Genomic DNA, 17,904 nt, shown 5'->3' on the forward strand with positions numbered 1-17,904 from the left:
CCCGATGAGCCTGTACGACATCCCGCTGACCACGCTGTCCGACGAGCCCACCAGCCTCGCCGCCCACAAGGGCAAGGCGATCCTCCTGGTGAACACCGCCTCCCAGTGCGGGCTCACCCCCCAGTACTCGGGACTGGCCCGCCTGCAGTTCGCGTACGAGGAGAAGGGCTTCACGGTCATCGGCGTGCCCTGCAACCAGTTCGGCGAGCAGGAGCCCGGCAACGCCGAGGACATCCAGACCTTCTGCTCGGCCGGCTTCGGCGTCACCTTCCCGATCCTGGAGAAGTCCGAGGTCAACGGCGAGAACCGGCACCCCCTCTACGCGGAGCTGGTGAAGACCCCGGACGCGGACGGCGAGGCCGGGGACATCCAGTGGAACTTCGAGAAGTTCCTGATCTCCCCCGCCGGCGAGGTCGTGGCGCGTTTCCGCCCGCGCACCGAGCCGGAGGCCCCCGAGGTCATCGCCGCGATCGAGGCGCACCTGCCGGCGTAGTACGCGCGTGGGTACCCGGGTAGTACCCACGTAGTACCCGGGTTTTGGGTTCTGGCACAGACCTTGGGGAGCGGTCGCGGAGGGTGACGGTGGCGTTCGATTTATTAGGGATGATCACGAACCCCGCCAGCCCGATTGGTTGGACACCTTCACCGGTCCCCGTCTCTGCGCGGCCATCATCGGCCGCCTCGCCTTCAACGGAACCGTCATCGAAGCGGGCACCGACGCCTGCCGCCTCGACAGCACCCGCGCCCGAGCCGAACACGCAGGGGCGCTGATCAACTGCTTCAACGCCTGGCCGGCACCGCTGAAGACCGGCCAGGCCGACGTCATCCGAGCGGGACCCGTTCTGGGGTCAAGGGCCCGGCATTCAGATGAGCTGCGATGCGCGTGACGGTCCGGGCGTTGTCCTCGAACAGATGCGCCTGCATGCCCGCCGCCTGGGCGGCCGCAACGTTGATTGCGACATCATCGATGAACAGGCAGTTTTCCGGCCGCACGTCCAAGCTGGCGCATGCTGCCTCGAAGGCCCGCAGGTCGGGCTTCTCAACACCGATCTCGTGCGAGTAGACGATCTGCTCCACCAGTTCGTCGAAGTGGTACAGCGTCGTCTCCCGCTCCCGGGCGCCGACGAAGCTGTTGCTCAGGATGCCCAGCCTGCACCTTCCGCGCAGCCCTCGCACATAGTCGATCAGCTCCTCGTTCGGCGTCCCTAGATACTCCGCCCACAGATCAGCCATGAAGGCTTCAACCTGAGGGGCGTCGAGACCCAAACGGGCCGCCACCTGCTCGTGCACCTCTCGCTCGCTGATGCTCCCAACGCTCCCAGCCCGCCACACGTCGTGCATCCGTTCATGGACAGTGCCCAGAGGCAGCTTCAGCTGCTCTTCCCACCGTTGCACCCATCCCGTTTCCGGCGTGATCTCCAGCACGCCGCCGATGTCGAGAATGACGCAGGTCGCGGTCACGCAAACTCCCCCTCTTCGTCCTGGTCTGACCAGCGAGCGCAGACCGCCCGCTCATGTGATCGACTCAGACACTGTCGTCTCTCCCTCTGGGGCGAGGTCAAGCGATCTTCGGAGCTGTGACAGTCCTGTCGCAAGCCGCCGACCCGACTCGCCTGAATGAGCAGGTGCCTTCAAAAGCTTGGTCTGTCACAGGGCTTGGAGAGCCGTCCCTGAGCGTCACTGGAGCAGGATCATCTTGCGGAGTAGTTCGAAGCCGGCTCGGCCATAGAGCTGCCTTTTGATCTTCTTGATGCGGTTCACGGCGCCCTCGATGCTGCCCGAGCTCCAGTCCAGGGTGAGCCCGGCTATCACAGCGTCGAGATCCCGGAGCAGGTGAAGCGCGAAGCCAGTGAGGCCGGGCAGCTGGCTGGCGTCGACTGCGTCGATCCAGGCAAGGAGCGTGGAGCCGAGGCGGCGGGTTCATCTCGCCGAAGTCGCGGACATGTCCGGCGGCCTTGTCCAGTTCGGGGCAGCGGGCCAGGACATCCTTCAGACCGGCGTGGTCTTCGTCGGTCAGGGTCGTGGGGTGACGGGTGAGCCAGCCGGTCACCTGTCGCACCGTCGGTGTCCGCGGCGGTGCGGCGGACGGAGCCCCGCGCAATGTGGCGATGTGCGCGCGGACCATGCCGTAGGTGACGGGAGCTTGCTCGGCCACCAGCTCGCCGTGCAGTCGGGTGACGCTGGTGCATCCCTCGGCGAATCGCCGCTCCAGGTAGGGCTTGTAGGGGTCCAGTCTGCTGGGCCGGGCCCGGTTCTCGCGAATGGTGTCCTGCCAACGTGCGGCATTCGCGTACCGGAGCACGGTGTTGAGGCCCCAGCCCAGGTGCCGGGCGATCGCCCGGCGTGAGTGACCTTGGGCAAGGAGCTCGTGGACCAGGGCGTGCGCGGCCTTCTTGCGCTCAGCCCGCCGGCCGACGGGCGCCTGGTCGTCCTGCGGTCGGCCGGAAGTCAGTCCGGTGGCCTCCGGCAACATGCCGCTGGGCAACGGGTCGCGCAGGCAGTCGCGATGGGCAGCGACACAGGTCTCCACGGCTCGGCCGAGGCCCTGCCACAGATGGAACCGGTCTGCAACCTGCAGAGCGTCGGGGGCACCGCGGCGGGCACCCTCAGCGTAGGCGCCCGCCCGGTCCCGGCAGATGATCTCAACGCCTGGGTGACGGATCAGCCACGCGGCCAGCGGCCCGGCCTCGCGCGTCGGGAGCACGTCGACCACACGATGGTCTTCGACGCTGGTCAAGACGGTGGAGTAGGTCTGGCCGCGACGGATCGCGAAGTCGTCCACGCCCAGCACACGTGGCGTGCTGAACCGTGGATCGGGCAATGCCCTGACCCTGCGTAACAAGGTCATTCTTCCCGCGCCGAAGCCCAACTGGGCAGCCAGCCGTGCGCCGGCCCGCCCGGCCAGCGCGAGCCCTACTCGCTCCAGGGCGCGGTTGAGCCTTTTGGTGGACCGTGCATGTGGGGCGGCCAGCCCGGAGAACGGCTCGGCGAACGTCCGGCGCGGGCAGTCCGCCGCTCCGCAGATGAAGCGCCGAACCGTCAGCCGGATCACGAAGCCCTGTTCAGCGAGCGGAAGGTCCTTCAGCCTGCGCTGGTAACGGTCGTGGACTCGGTCCGAGAAGCGGCCGCAGTCCGGACATGCAGCCCCGGCGGCGCGGCCTCTCGCCACCACCTCGACCGTGCCGAACGCGGTCGTAACCGCCTCGACATCCACATCGTCGATCCCCTCGAACACCATCGAGTCCCAGAACGGTGCATCGGTCAGCATGACCAGCACCATCACGCCCACAACCGACCGCAGCAGCGACAGGCAGACACCTGATGGAGCGTCATCTCTCATCGTCGGAAGACAAGGCGTACGCGGTCTCACGCGAACCCGTCTCCTCGCAATCGAACAACGGGGTAACGCTCCGCGACGACTCCCCAAGATCTGTGCCAGAACCGCGTTTTGAGCGCACAGGGGCCCCCGGACACTCCGTAGGGGCTGCTGCGCGGCTCCCCGGCGCGCTGCGCTGCGGCGCGCGCAGCAGCCCGTACGCCCCGGACGCCCTGCGCTCAGGCCAGGTCGGCCTCGTCGTACTCCCCCGCCGACCCGGCCGCGGTGAGCTCCCGCAGCTCCACCCGGCGGATCTTGCCGGACACGGTCTTCGGGAGCTCGGCGAACTCGATGCGGCGGATCCGCTTGTACGGGGACAGCACCGCGCGGGAGTGCTCGAACAGCACCCGGGCGGTCTCCGGCCCGGGCTCCCAGCCGCCCGCGAGGGTGACGTACGCCTTCGGGACCGCGAGCCGCAGCGCGTCCGGGGCCGGAACGACGGCGGCCTCGGCCACCGCCTCGTGTTCCAGCAGGGCGCTCTCCAGCTCGAACGGGCTGATCTTGTAGTCAGAGGCCTTGAACACGTCGTCGGAGCGCCCGACGTAGGTGAGGTACCCGTCGGCGTCGCGCGCGGCGATGTCACCGGTGCGGTAGAGACCGTCCGCCACGGCCTCGGCCGTGCGCTGCGGATCGTCGCGGTAGCCGGTCGTCACCCCGGCCGGCCGGGTGCGCAGGTCCACGCAGAGCTCCCCCTCGTCGGGGGACTCCTTGCCGGTGACCGGGTCCAGCAGGACGATCTCGTAGCCGGGGGCGGGCCGGCCCATGGAGCCGGGCTTGACGGGCACCCCGGGGAAGTTCCCGACCTGGAGGGTGGTCTCGGTCTGGCCGAAGCCGTCGCGGATGGTGACGCCCCAGGCGGCGCGGACCCGCTCGATGACCTCCGGGTTCAGCGGTTCCCCGGCGGCGACGGCCTCGCGCGGGGGCCTGGCCAGCTTGGTGAGGTCGGACTGGATCAGCATCCGCCACACGGTGGGCGGGGCACAGAACGTGGTCACGCCGTGCCGGTCCATCTCGGCCATCAGTCGCTCGGCGTCGAAGCGGGTGTAGTTGTGGACGAAGACGGTCGCTCCGGCGTTCCACGGCGCGAAGAGGTTGGACCAGGCGTGCTTGGCCCAGCCGGGCGAGGCGATGTTGAGGTGCACGTCGCCGGGGCGCAGCCCGAGCCAGTACATGGTGGAGAGGTGCCCGATGGGGTACGAGGCGTGCGTGTGCTCGACGAGCTTGGGGCGGTCGGTGGTGCCGGAGGTGAAGTAGAGCATGAGCGGGTCGGTGGCGAGGGTCTCGCCGTCCGGCGTGAAATCGCCGTCGGCGGCTGCCGTGTCCGCCAGCTCCAGCCAGCCGTCGGGGACCTGGTCCCCGACGGCGATCCGGGTGTAACCGCCCGGCACCTCGTCGAACTTGGCCGTGTCCTCGGCGCGCGCGATGACGTGGCGCACCCGGCCGCGTTCGACCCGGTCGCGCAGGTCGGCCGGGCCGAGCAGCGGGGTGGCCGGGATGACGACGGCGCGCAGCTTCATCGCGCCGAGCATCACCTCCCACAGCTCGCGCTGGTTGCCGAGCATGACCAGGATCCGGTCGCCGGGCGCTACTCCCTGCTCGCGGAGCCAGTTGGCGGCGGCGCCCGACCGTACGGCGAGCTCCGCGAAGGTGAGGCCCCGGCTGGTGCCGTCCTCCTCGACGATGCGCAGGGCGTCGGCGTCGTTCCCGGCGGCGATGTGGTCGAACCAGTCCAGGGCCCAGTTGAAGCGGTGGGGGCGGGGCCAGGTGAATCCGGCGCGGGCGGCCTCGTAGTCGCCGCGGCGTTCCTGCAGGAAGTCCCGGGCGGCCAGAAAACGGGCGGTGGCGTCGTCCTGTGTGCTCTCGGTCGTCATGACCGGCATCGTGCCGCCTTCGGTGTACGGACCACCAGTGCGGCGTCAGCCGTGAGTTGACCGCCCGGGAGCGCGCGGGAGCGCCCGGGACCTCGCGGGACCGGCCCGGACCGGCCCGAACCGCCCGGGATCGCGCGGAACCGGCCCGGATCGGCCCGGATCGGCCCGGACCCTTCGGGGGGCGCCCGTCAGGGGTTGATCGCCCCGAAGCGTACGGCCGCACCACCACCCCCGTCCGCCATCCCGTCCGCCATCCCTTCCACCATCAACTCCCCTTCGGCGACGATCTCCTCCTTCGCCGCCTTCGGGACCGGGTGGAACAGCTCGACGGTGAGCGCCTGCCCTTCCAGCTTCCACAAGCCGGCGAGGAATCCGTCCACGAGCAGGGTGCAGTGGGCCTGGTTCCCGGTCCACGTGCGTCCCTTGATCTCGGGGGCGACCACGCGGGCGCGGTCGGCGTGCGAGAGCAGCAGGTTGTCGAACTCCGGGAGGAAGCGGGGCGGGGCCGGGGCGTCCGCGTCGGGGCGGGGGCCGTCCGGGAGGTCGAAGAGCTCCGCGCCGTTCTCGTCCTGGAAGACGAGGAGGCCCGGGCGCAGCCGCTCGAAGGCTTCGCGCAGCCGGGTCAGTCCGGCCCAGGTCTGCATGTCCTTGACGGAGGCGGGCCCGAAGGCTGCGAGGTAGCGCAGCACGACCTCGTCCACGGGCTGCGCCGCACCGGCGGGCTTCCCGAGCCAGGTCTCGACGGTGGTGAGCCGGACCCGGCCGCTGCGCCCCCACACCCCACGGGGGGTGACCTGGACCAGCGGCAGCCGGCAGCGGGCGGCGACGGACAGGGACTGCGGGTCGGCGTCGGGCCATTCCTTGAGCAGTTCCTCGCGGATCTCGCCCATGGTGCGCGGCTCGCTCTCGACGAAGGCGCGGGCGCGCTGCGCGAGCCGGTCCAGATCCACCCCCGCGAGCCCCTTGCGGAAGTAGGTGACCTCGCGGTCGCGGGCGGGCTGGACGAGGGGCCTCAGGGCCAGGGCGTCGTGGGCGGTGTGCGTGTGGATCGTCGACCGCATGGTGACCATCCGGACGACCTCGCGGGACTCCATGAGCCCGGCCAGCTCGGCGGGCCGGAAGCCGGCGAGCCGGGCGTGCAACTGGAAGTAGGGCGGCTTCACGTTCTGCGCCTGCAGCCCGAGCAGGTGCGCGACTGCGTCCCCCGCGGACATCTCGGCACGGCTCAGCAGCAGTTGGCGTGCGAGCGTGGCACGGTTCAGAGCGCGGGTGCTGAGTACGGGGTGTGTCGTCCTGGAAGCCATGGCAGCAAAGTAGCCCCCCTTGCGGACAGCTTCCGTCCGCAACCCCGCTCGAAAGCCGACCCGCGGTGGCGCAGGGCACGGCCGGGTCGGGTCGGTTCCGGCCGCCCGGAAACATCGCCGCACAGCTGACCGAATACGGTCGGGCGCGGGCAAACGAAGTTGTCGTCAACGTCGCGGGAGTGTATTCCGAGCAGGGTCGACCGGACGCCGTCCGGGACCTCCAGGAGATCGTCGCGGCCTGCCGGGAGGCGATGAACTGACCCATGAACGGCTACGACAGGCCGGAGCGCGCCCACGTGCCGCCCTGCCGCACGCGGGGAGAAGAGGCAACACGGTGCCCGACGACATGGCCCGATGGCTGAACGAGCACGCCGACCGCTTGAACACCCTGGCTCCCGGTGCGCCGGTGGCGGACCTCAAACCGCTGGGCGAGGCCCTGCGGGGGACACGGATCGTCGGTTTGGGCGAATCCACCCACGGCACGAGTGAGTTCTTCCGGCTGAAGCACCGCATCGTGGAGTTCCTGGTCCGTGAGGAGGGGTTCACCACCCTCGCCATGGAGGCCAGCCAGTCCGCCGCCCGCGCGCTCGACGCGTACGTGCGGTACGGCACGGGCGACCCCGAACGGCTGGTCGCCCGGCTGGGCTTCTGGACCTGGCGCACCCGCGAGATGGTCGACCTCGTCGAGTGGCTGCGCGCCCACAACCGCGACCTGCCCGAAGAGCGCCGGACCCGCTTCGTGGGAACGGACCCCCAGCTCTGCGCCGACTCGGTCGAGGGCGTCGCCGCCTTCCTGTCCCGGACGGCGCCCGATCGAGCCGGGCACGTCCGCGCCTTGGACGTACTGGCCCGGGCCCGCCCGGCCTCGCTTCCGGACCCGGACCAGGCCCTGATGCGGCGCGCCGAGGAGATCGCCCGCCTCGTCGCGGACCACGCCGAGCAGTCGGGTCCCGGCCACGACGCCGACGAGGCCCTGGAGCACGCGCGGATCCTGGTCCGCGCCGCCGACCTGGTGACCCGCCCCCTCGAAGCCTCGGTCGGCGAGGACGGCGTGTACGCCGTGCGTGACCGCTATATGGCCGAGGCCGTCGCACGGCTCGTGGACGACGACCCCGAGGCGCGCATCATGGTCTGGGCACACAACGGGCACATCGCTAAGGGCACGTACGGAGAACAGGTGCCGGCCCTCGGTAGCAGACTCCGCGAACGGTACGGCGACGCCTACTACGCGCTGGCCCTCCTCTTCGGCAAGGGCTCCTTCCTGGCCCGCCGCGGCAACGATTACCAGGGCCGGCCGGTACGCCACCGCATCGGCACCGGCTTCCGCTCCCTGGAGGCCCGGCTCGCGCACGCCTTGCCCGGCGACTACTACGCGGACCTTCGCGCCGCGGATTCCCCTGCCGGCGCCGCGCCCTGGCTGCACGCCCCGCACGCACAGCGCAGCTTCGGCGCCAACGTCCCGCGGTTCCTCTACCGCTTGAACACGGCCCCGCTCGTTCCGGCCGAGGACTACGACGGCATCGCGTTCGTAGCACGCTCGACCTGCTCCCACGTGCTGCCCGCGGCGGAGGACTGAAGCTCCTTCAGGGCCACAGGTCGAGCACGCTCGCGCCGCTACGTCGTGCAGACCTGCGCGCCGGCCGGCGCCGTACGTAGTGGCCGGCCGGGCGGAGTCGGCTACGACGCTCCGCACGCGGCCAGTGCGGTTCGCGCCAGTGCGCGCAGCCAGGTGTGGGCGTGGTCGCTGTCGTAACGCTGGTGCCATGACAGGTACACCGGTGCCGAGGGGAGTTCGAGAGGCAGGGGGAGCACGACCAGGCCGAGCTCGGCAACCGCGGTGCGCGTGGTGATTTCGGGGATGCTGATCACGAGGTCGGTGCCGCGCGCGAACTCCAGCGCCGCAGCTTCCGTGGGGGCGGCCGCCACCACCCGGCGGGCGAGGCCGAGCCGGGTGAGGGCGTCGTCGAGGGCATTGCTGAGGTTTCCGCGTCGCGAGACGGTGACGTGTTCGGCGGCGGCGTACTGCTGTGCGGTGACGGTTCCGGCGCGAGTAAGGGGGTGCCCCTGCCTCACGACGGCGACGAGGCGGGTCTCACCCACGTGCTCGGCGCGGATGTCCGGTGCGCTCGGGCGATTGGCGTTCGCCTCCAGATCGACCTCGCCGCGTCGCAGTTCAGGGGTGTCGGTGCTCGATTCCGCGACGAAGCGCAGCCGCACGCCCGGTGCCTGTCCGCGTACGGCCGCGAGCAGCGCGGGGCCGCTGAGGGCGACCAGGGAATCGTGCCAGCGAAGTGTGAAGGTGCGTTCCAGCGTTGCCGGATCGAGTTCACGGCTCGGTGCCAGCACGCCCCGGACCTGCTCCAGCAGTTCGTGCACCTGTTCCCGGACGGCGATGGCGTAGGGCGTCGGGGTCATGGTGCGGCCGGTGCGCACCAGGATCTGGTCCCCGGTCGTGCGCCGGATCCGGCCCAGACTCCGGCTCATCGCGGGGGCGGTCACGTGCAGGCGTGCGGCCGCCCCGGCCACGCTGCCCTCCTCCAGCAGCGCGTCGAGCGCGGTGAGCAGATTCAAATCCAATTGCATGGGAGTAATCCCAGCCGTGTTTGACATGCATTTGATGTTAACGGAGGGGGTGGATAGCTTCGTCATCACGGCGCAGGACGGAACGCACGGCCCGGCCCGAGATCTTCTTCAACACCCCTTGCTCAGACGGGAGTACCACCATGTCCGAAACCCTTCAGACCCCTGACGCCGGCTTGCTCGATCAGACCGTGGCCGCCGTGCGCGCCGCCGGTTCGGCGCTGCGGGAGCGGTTCGGTGAGGTGGTCCGCTATCAGACCCGCGAAGAGTTGATGCGGGCGCTCACCGTCAACGACGACACGGCCCTCAACATCCTGCGCCCCCGCCTCACCAGCCTGCGCCCGGCCGCCAGTTGGGTGGAGGACGAGCTGGACGGCGGGGCGCTGCCGCCCGGTGAGTGGTGGGTCGTGGACCCGGCCGAGGGCAACGTCAACCACCTGCACGCCCTGCCCGAGTGGGCGGTGACCGCCACCCTCGTGCGCGACAACCAGCCGGTACTCACCGTGGTCCACCTGCCGCTGACCGGCCAGACCTACACCGCGCTCACCGGCGCGGGAGCCCACCTCGACGGCCGGCCCCTGCACGTCTCCCAGACCGCCGACCTCGGCCTGGGCATCGTGGCCACCAGCCAGGCCCGACCCGACGAGGACGACAACGTCGTCCGGCGCGTCGGCTCCTCGATCACCGCGATGCTCTTTGACGCACTCGTCGTCCGCACCGCCGTACCCGCCACCCTGCACCTGACGAACGTGGCCGCCGGCCGGATCGACGCCTTCTGGCAGTTCGCCGGCGCCCGCGCGGACCTACTGCCCGGCGCGCTCCTCGTCACCGAAGCCGGCGGACGCATCTCCGACGCCCAGGGCCGCCCCTGGACCCCGCAGAGCCACAGCTTCCTGGCCACCGCACCCGACATCCACGCCCAGGCCGTCGCCACCCTCTCCCGCTGACCGAACACCACCCCACCCGCACACACGTCGAGGAGTCTCCACCCCCCAGCCGCTTCAGCACCTCGGGTCGTTCCTCGTCCTCGAGGTCTGCGGTCCAACCCACCGCACGGAGCCGCTCACGCCCGCCGTCGAGCCCGAGCGTGGTCCCCAGGTGTTCGCCCGCCACACCGAAAGCCTCGAGCACGGCTCCGTTCTGATCGGCTTTCTCCCCCGTGGCGAACCGGAACATCGCCTGCGGAACCCTGCGCATACCGTACCTACTCCCCCACTCCCCTCTTCCGCCATCCCTGCGGCACTGCGAACTCCACCGTAGGGGGCGGATCCGAAGCCCGGCCTCGATTCGCTGTCATCACTGTGACGGCTGTCATGGTGGGGCTACTCCGTACTTTCGAACGGATAGACGAGACTCTGCGCACCCCGGATGCCGGAGACCAGTACGTTGCCGCTCAGTCGGTAGGGCAGGTGCTTCAGCGGCTCCAGGATGATCCGTACGGTGACCGGCGCCGTTCCCTCCTCCAGGCCGGAGACGACAACGAGGAAGAAGTCGTCGCTCGCGACCGCCCGCCGGAACTCCGCGGGCGTGAGCTGGATCGTGTCCGGCTCGGCACCGCCGTACGTCTTGAGTTCGTAGAACCGGGCCAGCTCGTCCACCGCGTCCGCGCCCAGGCCGTGCTGGGCCCTCAGGTCACGCAGCTCGGTCTCGTCCAACGCCAGTGCCGAGCGCACGAGGTCCAGCGCCACTTTCTCCTGCTCCACGGTCGTGTAGGGACGCACAGAGGTGCGCTGCTGGGGGATGGCCGAGCCGGACCGGGGCTGCGACAAACCGGACAGGCCCCTCCTCGGGGCGGTGCCGGTCGCGGGCCCGGCCCCGGATCGCGGTGGCGTGAGGGTCCCGCCGTCCACGGCGAGACGGAGGGTGCTGGGGTCGACCAGCCGGCGGAACACGGCGGTGGGCTGCCCGGCCGGGACCGAGGGGAACCTGCCCGGCTCGATCACGGGCGGTACGGGTCGCCGGTCGTCGGTCGTCGGCGAGGCTCCCGCAGGCGGGCGCCTTCTGGTCGCGTTCGTCCGGCCGCGTCGGTCCACTTCGTCCTGCATCCCCCTGAGTCGACGGTCACGTTCGGCTGCGGCGGCTTCCCGATCACGGCGCACCCGGTCCTCCGCGAGGCTGAGGTCCACGGCGGTACGGCCCTGCTCCGCCCGGTCGTACGCGGCAGTCCAGGCGAGGGCCGCCTCCCGGCGGTGCCCCGGGAACCGGGCGGCGATCGAGGCACCGCCCGCGGAGGGCCTGTTGACCGCCGACGGTTCGCGGACGTGCAGGGTGCCGAAGGCCCAATCGACAGCGGCGTCGACCGCCACTTCGGCCGAGGTGCCGGGCAGCTCCACCCGGCAAATCAGGTCCGGTGTCACGCTCACCGTGAGTGCCGCGAGATCCTCCCAGGAACAGTCCAGGCTGCGGGCCACCGCAGGAGCGTTGCGCTGCAGGTCCTCGCGCAGATGGGTTACGGCCGCACGGACCAGTTCCGTCGCGTCCGGATCGTGCGACGCGGCGGTCGTGCCGTGCACGTCGAGTTGCTCCGCCCCGATCCACGTGAGGCGCAGGGCGCCCGCCAGCGGTTCGAACTGCTCCAGTTCCGCTCCCGGCCGCCACACTGCGTGCTCCCGGCCCAGCCCCTCGGCGACCATGGGATCCTCGACCGCGTACACCGGCCTCTTGCTCAACCAACCCTTGCTGGTGACCAGGGGCAACCCACCCAGCCGTCCTGCCGTCAGCTCCTCCGGCCGGACGGCGGCCGGGTCGCAGAGCATCTTCAGCGTCTCCAGGACGACCGACTGGGTGGTTCCTTCCGGAACGTCCCGGCGCCCCCTCTTGTCCTGCTGCGCCATCTCCCTGATCACCTTCACCGCGTCGTCAACGGTCGGACGGCGCGCCCCGAGCCGCGTCCAGAACGCCTCGCCACCGGGGAACGTGGGAGCGAAAGCCCGAGCCGCCCCGAACAGCGGCTCACCGATCAGGCACTCGGCTGGGGGTCGCCAGCCGGAATTCGTGAGGACCAGCCCCTCGCCCGTCGTGAAAGCACGGAGTACCTCGTTGAACGGCATGTCGCCCGACACGCCAGAAGCCGCCCTTCCGGCGACGCGCTCGGCCAGCGCCTCGTAGACGATCAGTGCGGCCGGGGCGTTCGGGCCGGCCCCGTCCTTCTCCTCACGACGGAGCCGCCGCAGGCACTCGACGAGGTCCCAGGTACGGGCGTCGCCGACCACCTCCAACGCCCGTAGCACCTCGGTACGGCGGCGCGCCTGGTCCTGGATCTCCGGGTGCAGGAAGTACGCGTCCCCGGCCCCGTAGACGGCCACGGTGCCCGTGGTGCGGGTACGGAGCCTGAACGGGCTGGAAGGGGTGCCGCTCCGATCGTCCAGCCATGCCACATCGCGCAGCTGCCAGAGCCAGAAAGCGGCGGTTCGCCCTCGGTGCTGCCAGGAGTGGTAGTCGAAGGCCGCGCTGACCTCGGCACGTTCGGAGAAGCGGCTCCACGAGCGGCCGAGTACGTGGAGGAGCGCGGCCGCCCTGCGCCGGCGGCGGGCGGGATCGTCATCCTTTGCGATGTCGGTCGCGACGGAGTACAGGTCGGGGCAGTCGTAGTCGTCGAGGGTGTAGGTCGCGAGGAGGGCGTCCAGGGCTTTCGTGCGGGCCTCCGGCCCCGAGGCGAGACGTGCGGGCAATCCTCCGGGACCTCGTTCGAACCGCGCGCGCTGCCCACGATGGCTACGCGGCCGTGGGGCGGTCTCCGCGCCGAGCAACCGGAGGAACCTCAGCGCCCCGATGCTGCCGCCCTGCAGCACTTTGGCGTAACGGGGCTTCAGCCATACCGGCCCGGAAGCCGCGCGGGCCGCGAAGGCGAAGCTCTCGTCGCGCTCGGCACTGTCCAGCCCGGACGGGAGATAGGCCCGGGCGGGGGCGGTCTTGACGTCCTCCCGTTCCCCGTCGACCGTGTAGCGGTGGCCCTCCAGCCGTACGGCCAGGCCGACCCCTCTGCCCCAGGGCTCGCGTCGCTTGTCCGGCACGTGTGCGAAGCCGTCCCGCAGCAGCATGAGTTGGCTGTCCGTCAGAGGCAGGCCGACAGTGCTGCCTCCTGCGGACCCGAAGTCCGCGATCCGCCGGATCACCGCCGCCGGATCATCGTCGCCGAGCAGCACGTCCTTCTCACCGAGCCATTCCCGCACAGCCCGCGCGTCGTCGGTGTCGGCCAGAAACGCCGGATGAATCTCACGGGCAAGCCCCAGTTCGACCGCGAGCCCGCGCGGGGCCGCGGAGAACATCACTGGGGCCGCGCCCCGCGGGCGGTACCGCGCGCCGGAGTTGTCCACGAGCCACTCGTGTGACAGCAGGCAGACGCTCCAGCCCGCTTCGATGACTCGCGCGGCCAGTTGCACCGTCACCTGCGGTGACCGCCTCTCGTCGCCCAAGAGGCCCCTCGCGTCATACACGTCGACTCGGGCCGGCGCGCTGGCCCCGTGGTTCTCCCAGTCCGACAGCACCTCCCGCCACCGGCCGTCCGGATCACGCATCGTCTGGGGCAGCGTGGACGGCACGTCGGCCAGGCGGGCGACCTCCTCCTCCGTCACGACGCCCTCGAGTGCTTCGTCCTCCACGGCAAGGGAGTCGAGACGGAGCGGCCCCTTCCCCGGCACCTCCAGCAGCAGCTTCGCGGACACGAGCAGTCGGGCCTGGTCGAGCAGTCGGCGCTCCAATGCGGCGCCAGGGCCTTGGGCGTCACGGACGTCCCCGGGCAGCGGAACAGCGCCCCACGCATGGACTGGGTCCTGCCTGAACTGCCACAGAATGGCCGCCGTCCACAGATCGGCCACCAGCGGAACCAGCGCGGTGTTCCACGGGGTCTCGTCGAGCTTCTGCCGACTGGCGAGCGGGTCGAACTGGGCGCTCACCCAGAGGGCCGGCCCGATCTCCTCGACCGGCAGGCCGACATGGATCCGGCCGGGACCACCGTGTCCGAGCGACAGGGCGACGGCGATCGTGGTGGTGGGTCCGGCGGCCTTGTGGGCCCTGGCGACTCCGGTCGGGCTCGGAACTGTGGTCCGGCACACCAGCCACCGGGGGCCGGCGTCGGCACGCGCGAGATGGGTCTCGACTTCGACCGGCCCACCGGCCTCGGTCTTGAATGCGGGTCCGGGCTCCCGGGTCAGGGCGAGCCGGCGTCGGACGTCGCCCCGAGCGTCGAGGTGCGTGACACCGGCCACCCGACCAAGGAACAGCAGCGCGCCGGCCGACCAGGAGTCGAGCCACTCGTCCACCGTCTCCGCGGCGAGGACGTCCTGCTCCAGAGGAATGCGGAGCACGGTCCAGGCTTCGTCGGCGAACCAGTCCGGCACGGCGAGCGGTTCGGCGACGGAAACGTACGGGTCCCCGATGCGGACCCTGTAGTGGCCGTTGTGCACTTCCAAGTGGGGCGAGAGGGACTGTAGGGTCATCAGTCCGATTCCGAAACGCCCCGTCGACTCGGCTTGGTCGGCCTTGCTGGACAGCCACGGCAGAGCTAGGGCCACCACGTTGGGCAGCCGTACCGGGGCGCCGTTGTGGGCGACCAGTAGGTCCCGCTCCCTAGTGAGGACGCGTACGTCGGTGGCGCCGAGGTCCTCCGCGTTCTGGACGATCTCGGACAGGCCCTGCAGCCGGTCGCTCGACAGATTGCCCGCGTGGCCCCTGGTACGGTCGAACGCATGGCGCACCAGCCCCGGCAGGGCCGCGAACAGCGCCCCCAGGTGCTCGACCGCCGCCTCGGTCGCTGCCCGCCCCTCCGGCTCCGGTACGTCGTCCGCCTCCCTCATTCCCTCCTGGTCGAGGAGCCGTTCGGCAAACCGGCGGGCCCGTTCCACCGCCTCTGTGCTAGGCGTCGCCATGTACCTCGTCCTCGCTGTCCTCATCCGTGTCGAAGTCGAACGTGAGCTGGCCGGAGCCGTTGCGGACGACGGGCCCCGCGACCGGTCCCGCCGTCGGGTCCACCGTCTCCTCCTCGTCGTGCGGCAGCGCGTACTCGTCCGCGAGCCGCGCCAGGTGGAGGGCGAGCGGCAAGCCGAGCACGTCCCGGTAGTCGTCCTTGCAGATGCGCTGCTGGTGGACGAACGCGGCCCATGCCTCGGGGTCGTCGCCGGGCTGGAGGCAGGCCGGGGTGAGTTCCAGGAGTTCCGGGTTCCACGCGTTCGCCGTCGGCCGGTGGGCGCTCCGGCCGACGGGGTTGACGTGAGGGGTCAGCTTCGCGTCGTCGTTCGTCAGCTTCGTCTGCGTGCTCGCCTTGTCCGCAGTGCTGTAGAAGACACGGCCGGGAGCTCCGGGCTCGTGGGGCACCCACAGTCCCATGCCGAAGCCGCCCCGCTGTTGCCCGGCGAGATCGGCCTCGCGCTCCTCCCTCTCCGCCCACCACTGTGGCGTCTCATCACGGCCGCTGTCGGCGACCCTGACGACCCTGAGGTGCTTGCCGTAAAGACCGATCCGTTGCGCAGGACCGCCGTCTAGCCCGATCCGGTCGGCCTCCAGCCCGCCGTTGGTGAGCCACGACCAGCGCTTGCGCACGTCCTGTGCGTGGGCAAGGAGCAGGGTCGGCTTACCGCGCAGGCTCGCCAGGGTCCTCCTGATGAAGGCCGCGGTGACGGCCGACTGTTGTGCCGAGGTCCTCAGGTCGCTCCCGCGCACTCGTCCGGTCAGGGTCCGCAGCAGGTCCGGGTAGGGCATCCACTCCGATGCGTCCGCGGTGCGCCCCAGGACGCACGGTGCGTCCGGGCGGAGCAGCACCGCGATCGGTGTGAACTGTGCCTTGCCCGTGGGGCCGTCGACCCGGCGCTCCACCAGGTGGAAGGCGACCTGGTTCAGTCCGGGAGGAATGCGGTCGCCGAGCGTGTGCCGGGGCACGAGGCGCATCCCGGTCTGGCGGAGCCCGTCCGCCCAGGCCGCTTCGGCCCGCAGGACGGCGTCCTTCTCGGCGTCGGCCTTGTCCATGGTGGTGTCCAGGGGCCGGATGAACTGGGTGACCAGGCCGGCGTCCGCGCACCCGAGCCTGATCGCGTGCTTGGGGTCGGTGCGCCTCGCGGGGCCCTGGAACGCTTCGCTTCCTTCCAACTCGACGAGGGCGATCCGCGCCCCGGACACCCGCGCCCGGAGGCGGACCATCGTCTCGGCCACCCGTCCGCGCCGCTCGCGGATGGCTCGGTCGTGCTCCTGTCCCGCGCGCGGTGCCGGGCCCTCCGTACCGAGAGGGGATCCCAGCTCACCGAGCGGGTGGGCGTGGAGCCGTACGGTGAGGTCCCCGGCCTCCCACACCCATGTCTCCGGTCCCTGTTCACATCGGAATTCCTTGAGACCGAGTGCGCCCTCCGCGATTGCCGCGAGCCGGTCCCGCTGGTCATCGGTCTGGTGGAGCAGGAGGCCGACGAGGTCGTCACCGTCCAGCGTCGAGGCGAGTGCCGCGCGGCGCACCCGTGCGTTCTCCGCCGCCGTCCGTTCCGTCCGTTCCAGGACGGCGGCGAGCTCTTCGGCCGTGGCGTTCTTGGGCATGGCGGGCCGCTTCGTGAGCTGCCTGACGGGCGGGCGTCCGTACCGACTCCGCCGGAGCTTCGGGGCGGGGACGAAATCGGGGGCCAACGCCCGCTCTGCCCACTCGATGAGGCGGCGGCGTTCGCTGGGCATGAGCCCGGTTCCGATGGGGTGCCTGCCCATGGCGGCCTGATGGCCAACCGCCAGTCCGATGCCGTCCCTTCCGTGTCCCGTCCAGTGGTCGGCCTCTTTCACCAGCCGATCGACCGAAGGGAGACCGTCGAGCGCTGCAACCGCCGCGAGCATGCCGCCGGGTCCGCCCTGCCGCCAGTCCGTGGTGCCGTTGCGCCACTGCAGCATGGCTACCGACAGCCGCTGGGATACCGGCCCGTCCGGCACGAGCGGGTTCTCCGGCAGCAAGTAGACCGAAACGCCCTTGCGGGCGGGCATCCAGACCTTTCCGGTGACGAACCGGCGGATCCCCGCGCTGAGATGGATCCGTGGCACCGGCGAGAAGGGAACGGTGCGTACGCCGACGCGGATGGTGGCCGCGTAGTAGGACGGCTTCTGCTCGCCGCCCCTGCCCGCGGGCCGGTACTCGATCGGCGGCCACGACATCAGTTCCGCGCTGCTGTTCCCTGCGTCGTAGCCGCCACTGGCGCCGGCGACCTGGTGGAACGTGAGCTGCTGGCCACCGTGCTCGTAGGCACCTTCACGGGCGATGCGTGCGGCCAGTTCGTCGGGGAGTAGCCGGTATGCCAAACGGGCGGGCACGGCGGTGCCGCCGGGAGACGGCTGCTGCTCGATCAAGTCGACGGTGTCTGCCCGCCAGGCCAGGGTTCCGGTGTCCAAGTCACGGAAGCACTCCATGAGCAGACGCCGTGCGGCCGGGTCTTCGGGATCGCGGATGAGGCTCCTGAGCCACGTGGCGGCGTAGAGGTTGGCCACCGCGGCGGGGAGCGGCTCGGCGCAGTAGAGCCAGGGGGTGTCCGCTCCGAAGGTGGCGTTGGAGGCGACGGTGACGACGTCCGGGGCGGTGGCACGGATCAGCTGGTTGATCTCCCAGGTGGGGATGCGACGCGGACCGGACCATCGGCCCTCCGGCCGGCCGTGGTCACGCAGTCGGCCGAGCGGCTCCTCCCAGTGGGCGGGCAGCGAGAGGGTATGCCGTAGGACGGTGAACGGCCCCTGTGCCGGATCGGGCACATACGAGGCGGTCCGGACGTGCTGGTACGCCATGCTGTGGGTCTCCTCAGATCGGAGGGAGGTACGAGAGCGG

At 70.9% G+C, this 17,904-nt stretch carries 10 protein-coding genes; 3 read left to right on the forward strand and 7 right to left on the reverse strand.

All coding sequences use genetic code 11. The features are described from left to right. Nucleotides 1-4: 4 nt before the first annotated feature. Nucleotides 5-493 (forward strand): glutathione peroxidase, encoded by a 489-nt coding sequence (locus OG207_RS10120; RefSeq protein WP_327382458.1) that lies wholly within the window; start codon nucleotides 5-7, stop codon nucleotides 491-493. Nucleotides 494-822: 329 nt separating this feature from the next. On the opposite strand, the gene OG207_RS10130 is transcribed toward OG207_RS10120, so the two are convergent. The 4 genes from OG207_RS10130 to OG207_RS10150 all read right to left on the reverse strand — a co-directional run bounded on the left by OG207_RS10130 (nucleotide 823) and on the right by OG207_RS10150 (nucleotide 6,551). After that, on the reverse strand, nucleotides 823-1,461 hold the full coding sequence (locus tag OG207_RS10130; RefSeq protein ID WP_329097841.1) for an HAD-IA family hydrolase: 639 nt from the start codon (nucleotides 1,459-1,461) through the stop codon (nucleotides 823-825). Between the two features lie 97 nt (nucleotides 1,462-1,558). Next, nucleotides 1,559-3,340 (reverse strand): ISL3 family transposase, encoded by a 1,782-nt coding sequence (locus tag OG207_RS44050; RefSeq protein WP_443072700.1) that lies wholly within the window; start codon nucleotides 3,338-3,340, stop codon nucleotides 1,559-1,561. Nucleotides 3,341-3,555: 215 nt separating this feature from the next. Further along, nucleotides 3,556-5,247, reverse strand: coding sequence for an AMP-binding protein (locus tag OG207_RS10145; protein ID WP_443072701.1), 1,692 nt, complete (start codon nucleotides 5,245-5,247; stop codon nucleotides 3,556-3,558). A gap of 188 nt (nucleotides 5,248-5,435) precedes the next feature. Then, nucleotides 5,436-6,551 carry a winged helix DNA-binding domain-containing protein gene (locus tag OG207_RS10150; protein WP_329097843.1) on the reverse strand — a complete coding sequence of 372 codons (1,116 nt, stop codon included), beginning with the start codon at nucleotides 6,549-6,551 and terminating at the stop codon, nucleotides 5,436-5,438. Between the two features lie 334 nt (nucleotides 6,552-6,885). Here OG207_RS10150 and OG207_RS10155 point away from each other — a divergent pair, with 334 nt between their 5' ends. After that, nucleotides 6,886-8,127 (forward strand): erythromycin esterase family protein, encoded by a 1,242-nt coding sequence (locus OG207_RS10155; protein ID WP_329097845.1) that lies wholly within the window; start codon nucleotides 6,886-6,888, stop codon nucleotides 8,125-8,127. A 101-nt stretch (nucleotides 8,128-8,228) separates the two neighbouring features. Here OG207_RS10155 and OG207_RS10160 read toward each other — a convergent pair whose 3' ends face one another. Beyond that, nucleotides 8,229-9,134 carry a LysR family transcriptional regulator gene (locus tag OG207_RS10160; RefSeq protein WP_329097847.1) on the reverse strand — a complete coding sequence of 302 codons (906 nt, stop codon included), beginning with the start codon at nucleotides 9,132-9,134 and terminating at the stop codon, nucleotides 8,229-8,231. A gap of 140 nt (nucleotides 9,135-9,274) precedes the next feature. Between OG207_RS10160 and OG207_RS10165 the strand changes: the two genes are divergently transcribed. Further along, the gene (locus OG207_RS10165; protein WP_329097849.1) at nucleotides 9,275-10,078 is read left to right on the forward strand and encodes a 3'(2'),5'-bisphosphate nucleotidase CysQ; all 804 of its coding nucleotides are present in this window, start codon (nucleotides 9,275-9,277) and stop codon (nucleotides 10,076-10,078) included. Between the two features lie 375 nt (nucleotides 10,079-10,453). On the opposite strand, the gene OG207_RS10170 is transcribed toward OG207_RS10165, so the two are convergent. Both OG207_RS10170 and OG207_RS10175 read right to left on the reverse strand, forming a co-directional pair. Then, nucleotides 10,454-14,998 carry a sacsin N-terminal ATP-binding-like domain-containing protein gene (locus OG207_RS10170; protein WP_329097851.1) on the reverse strand — a complete coding sequence of 1,515 codons (4,545 nt, stop codon included), beginning with the start codon at nucleotides 14,996-14,998 and terminating at the stop codon, nucleotides 10,454-10,456. Then, nucleotides 14,985-17,864 carry a pPIWI_RE module domain-containing protein gene (locus OG207_RS10175; protein ID WP_329097853.1) on the reverse strand — a complete coding sequence of 960 codons (2,880 nt, stop codon included), beginning with the start codon at nucleotides 17,862-17,864 and terminating at the stop codon, nucleotides 14,985-14,987. Before OG207_RS10175 ends, OG207_RS10170 begins: the two co-directional genes overlap by 14 nt. Between the last annotated feature and the right edge of the window lie 40 nt (nucleotides 17,865-17,904).

Origin of the sequence: Streptomyces sp. NBC_01439, assembly GCF_036227605.1 — a bacterium.
Classification (GTDB): domain Bacteria; phylum Actinomycetota; class Actinomycetes; order Streptomycetales; family Streptomycetaceae; genus Streptomyces.

What these genes read in the sequence shown, in the direction of transcription:
- OG207_RS10120 (WP_327382458.1), top strand. Translation starts at nt 5, where the DNA reads ATGAGCCTGTACGACATCCCGCTGACCACGCTGTCCGACGAGCCCACC.
- OG207_RS44050 (WP_443072700.1), bottom strand. Translation starts at nt 3,340, where the DNA reads ATGAGAGATGACGCTCCATCAGGTGTCTGCCTGTCGCTGCTGCGGTCG.
- OG207_RS10150 (WP_329097843.1), bottom strand. Translation starts at nt 6,551, where the DNA reads ATGGCTTCCAGGACGACACACCCCGTACTCAGCACCCGCGCTCTGAAC.
- OG207_RS10160 (WP_329097847.1), bottom strand. Translation starts at nt 9,134, where the DNA reads ATGCAATTGGATTTGAATCTGCTCACCGCGCTCGACGCGCTGCTGGAG.
- OG207_RS10165 (WP_329097849.1), top strand. Translation starts at nt 9,275, where the DNA reads ATGTCCGAAACCCTTCAGACCCCTGACGCCGGCTTGCTCGATCAGACC.
- OG207_RS10170 (WP_329097851.1), bottom strand. Translation starts at nt 14,998, where the DNA reads ATGGCGACGCCTAGCACAGAGGCGGTGGAACGGGCCCGCCGGTTTGCC.
- OG207_RS10145 (WP_443072701.1), bottom strand. Translation starts at nt 5,247, where the DNA reads ATGACGACCGAGAGCACACAGGACGACGCCACCGCCCGTTTTCTGGCC.
- OG207_RS10175 (WP_329097853.1), bottom strand. Translation starts at nt 17,864, where the DNA reads ATGGCGTACCAGCACGTCCGGACCGCCTCGTATGTGCCCGATCCGGCA.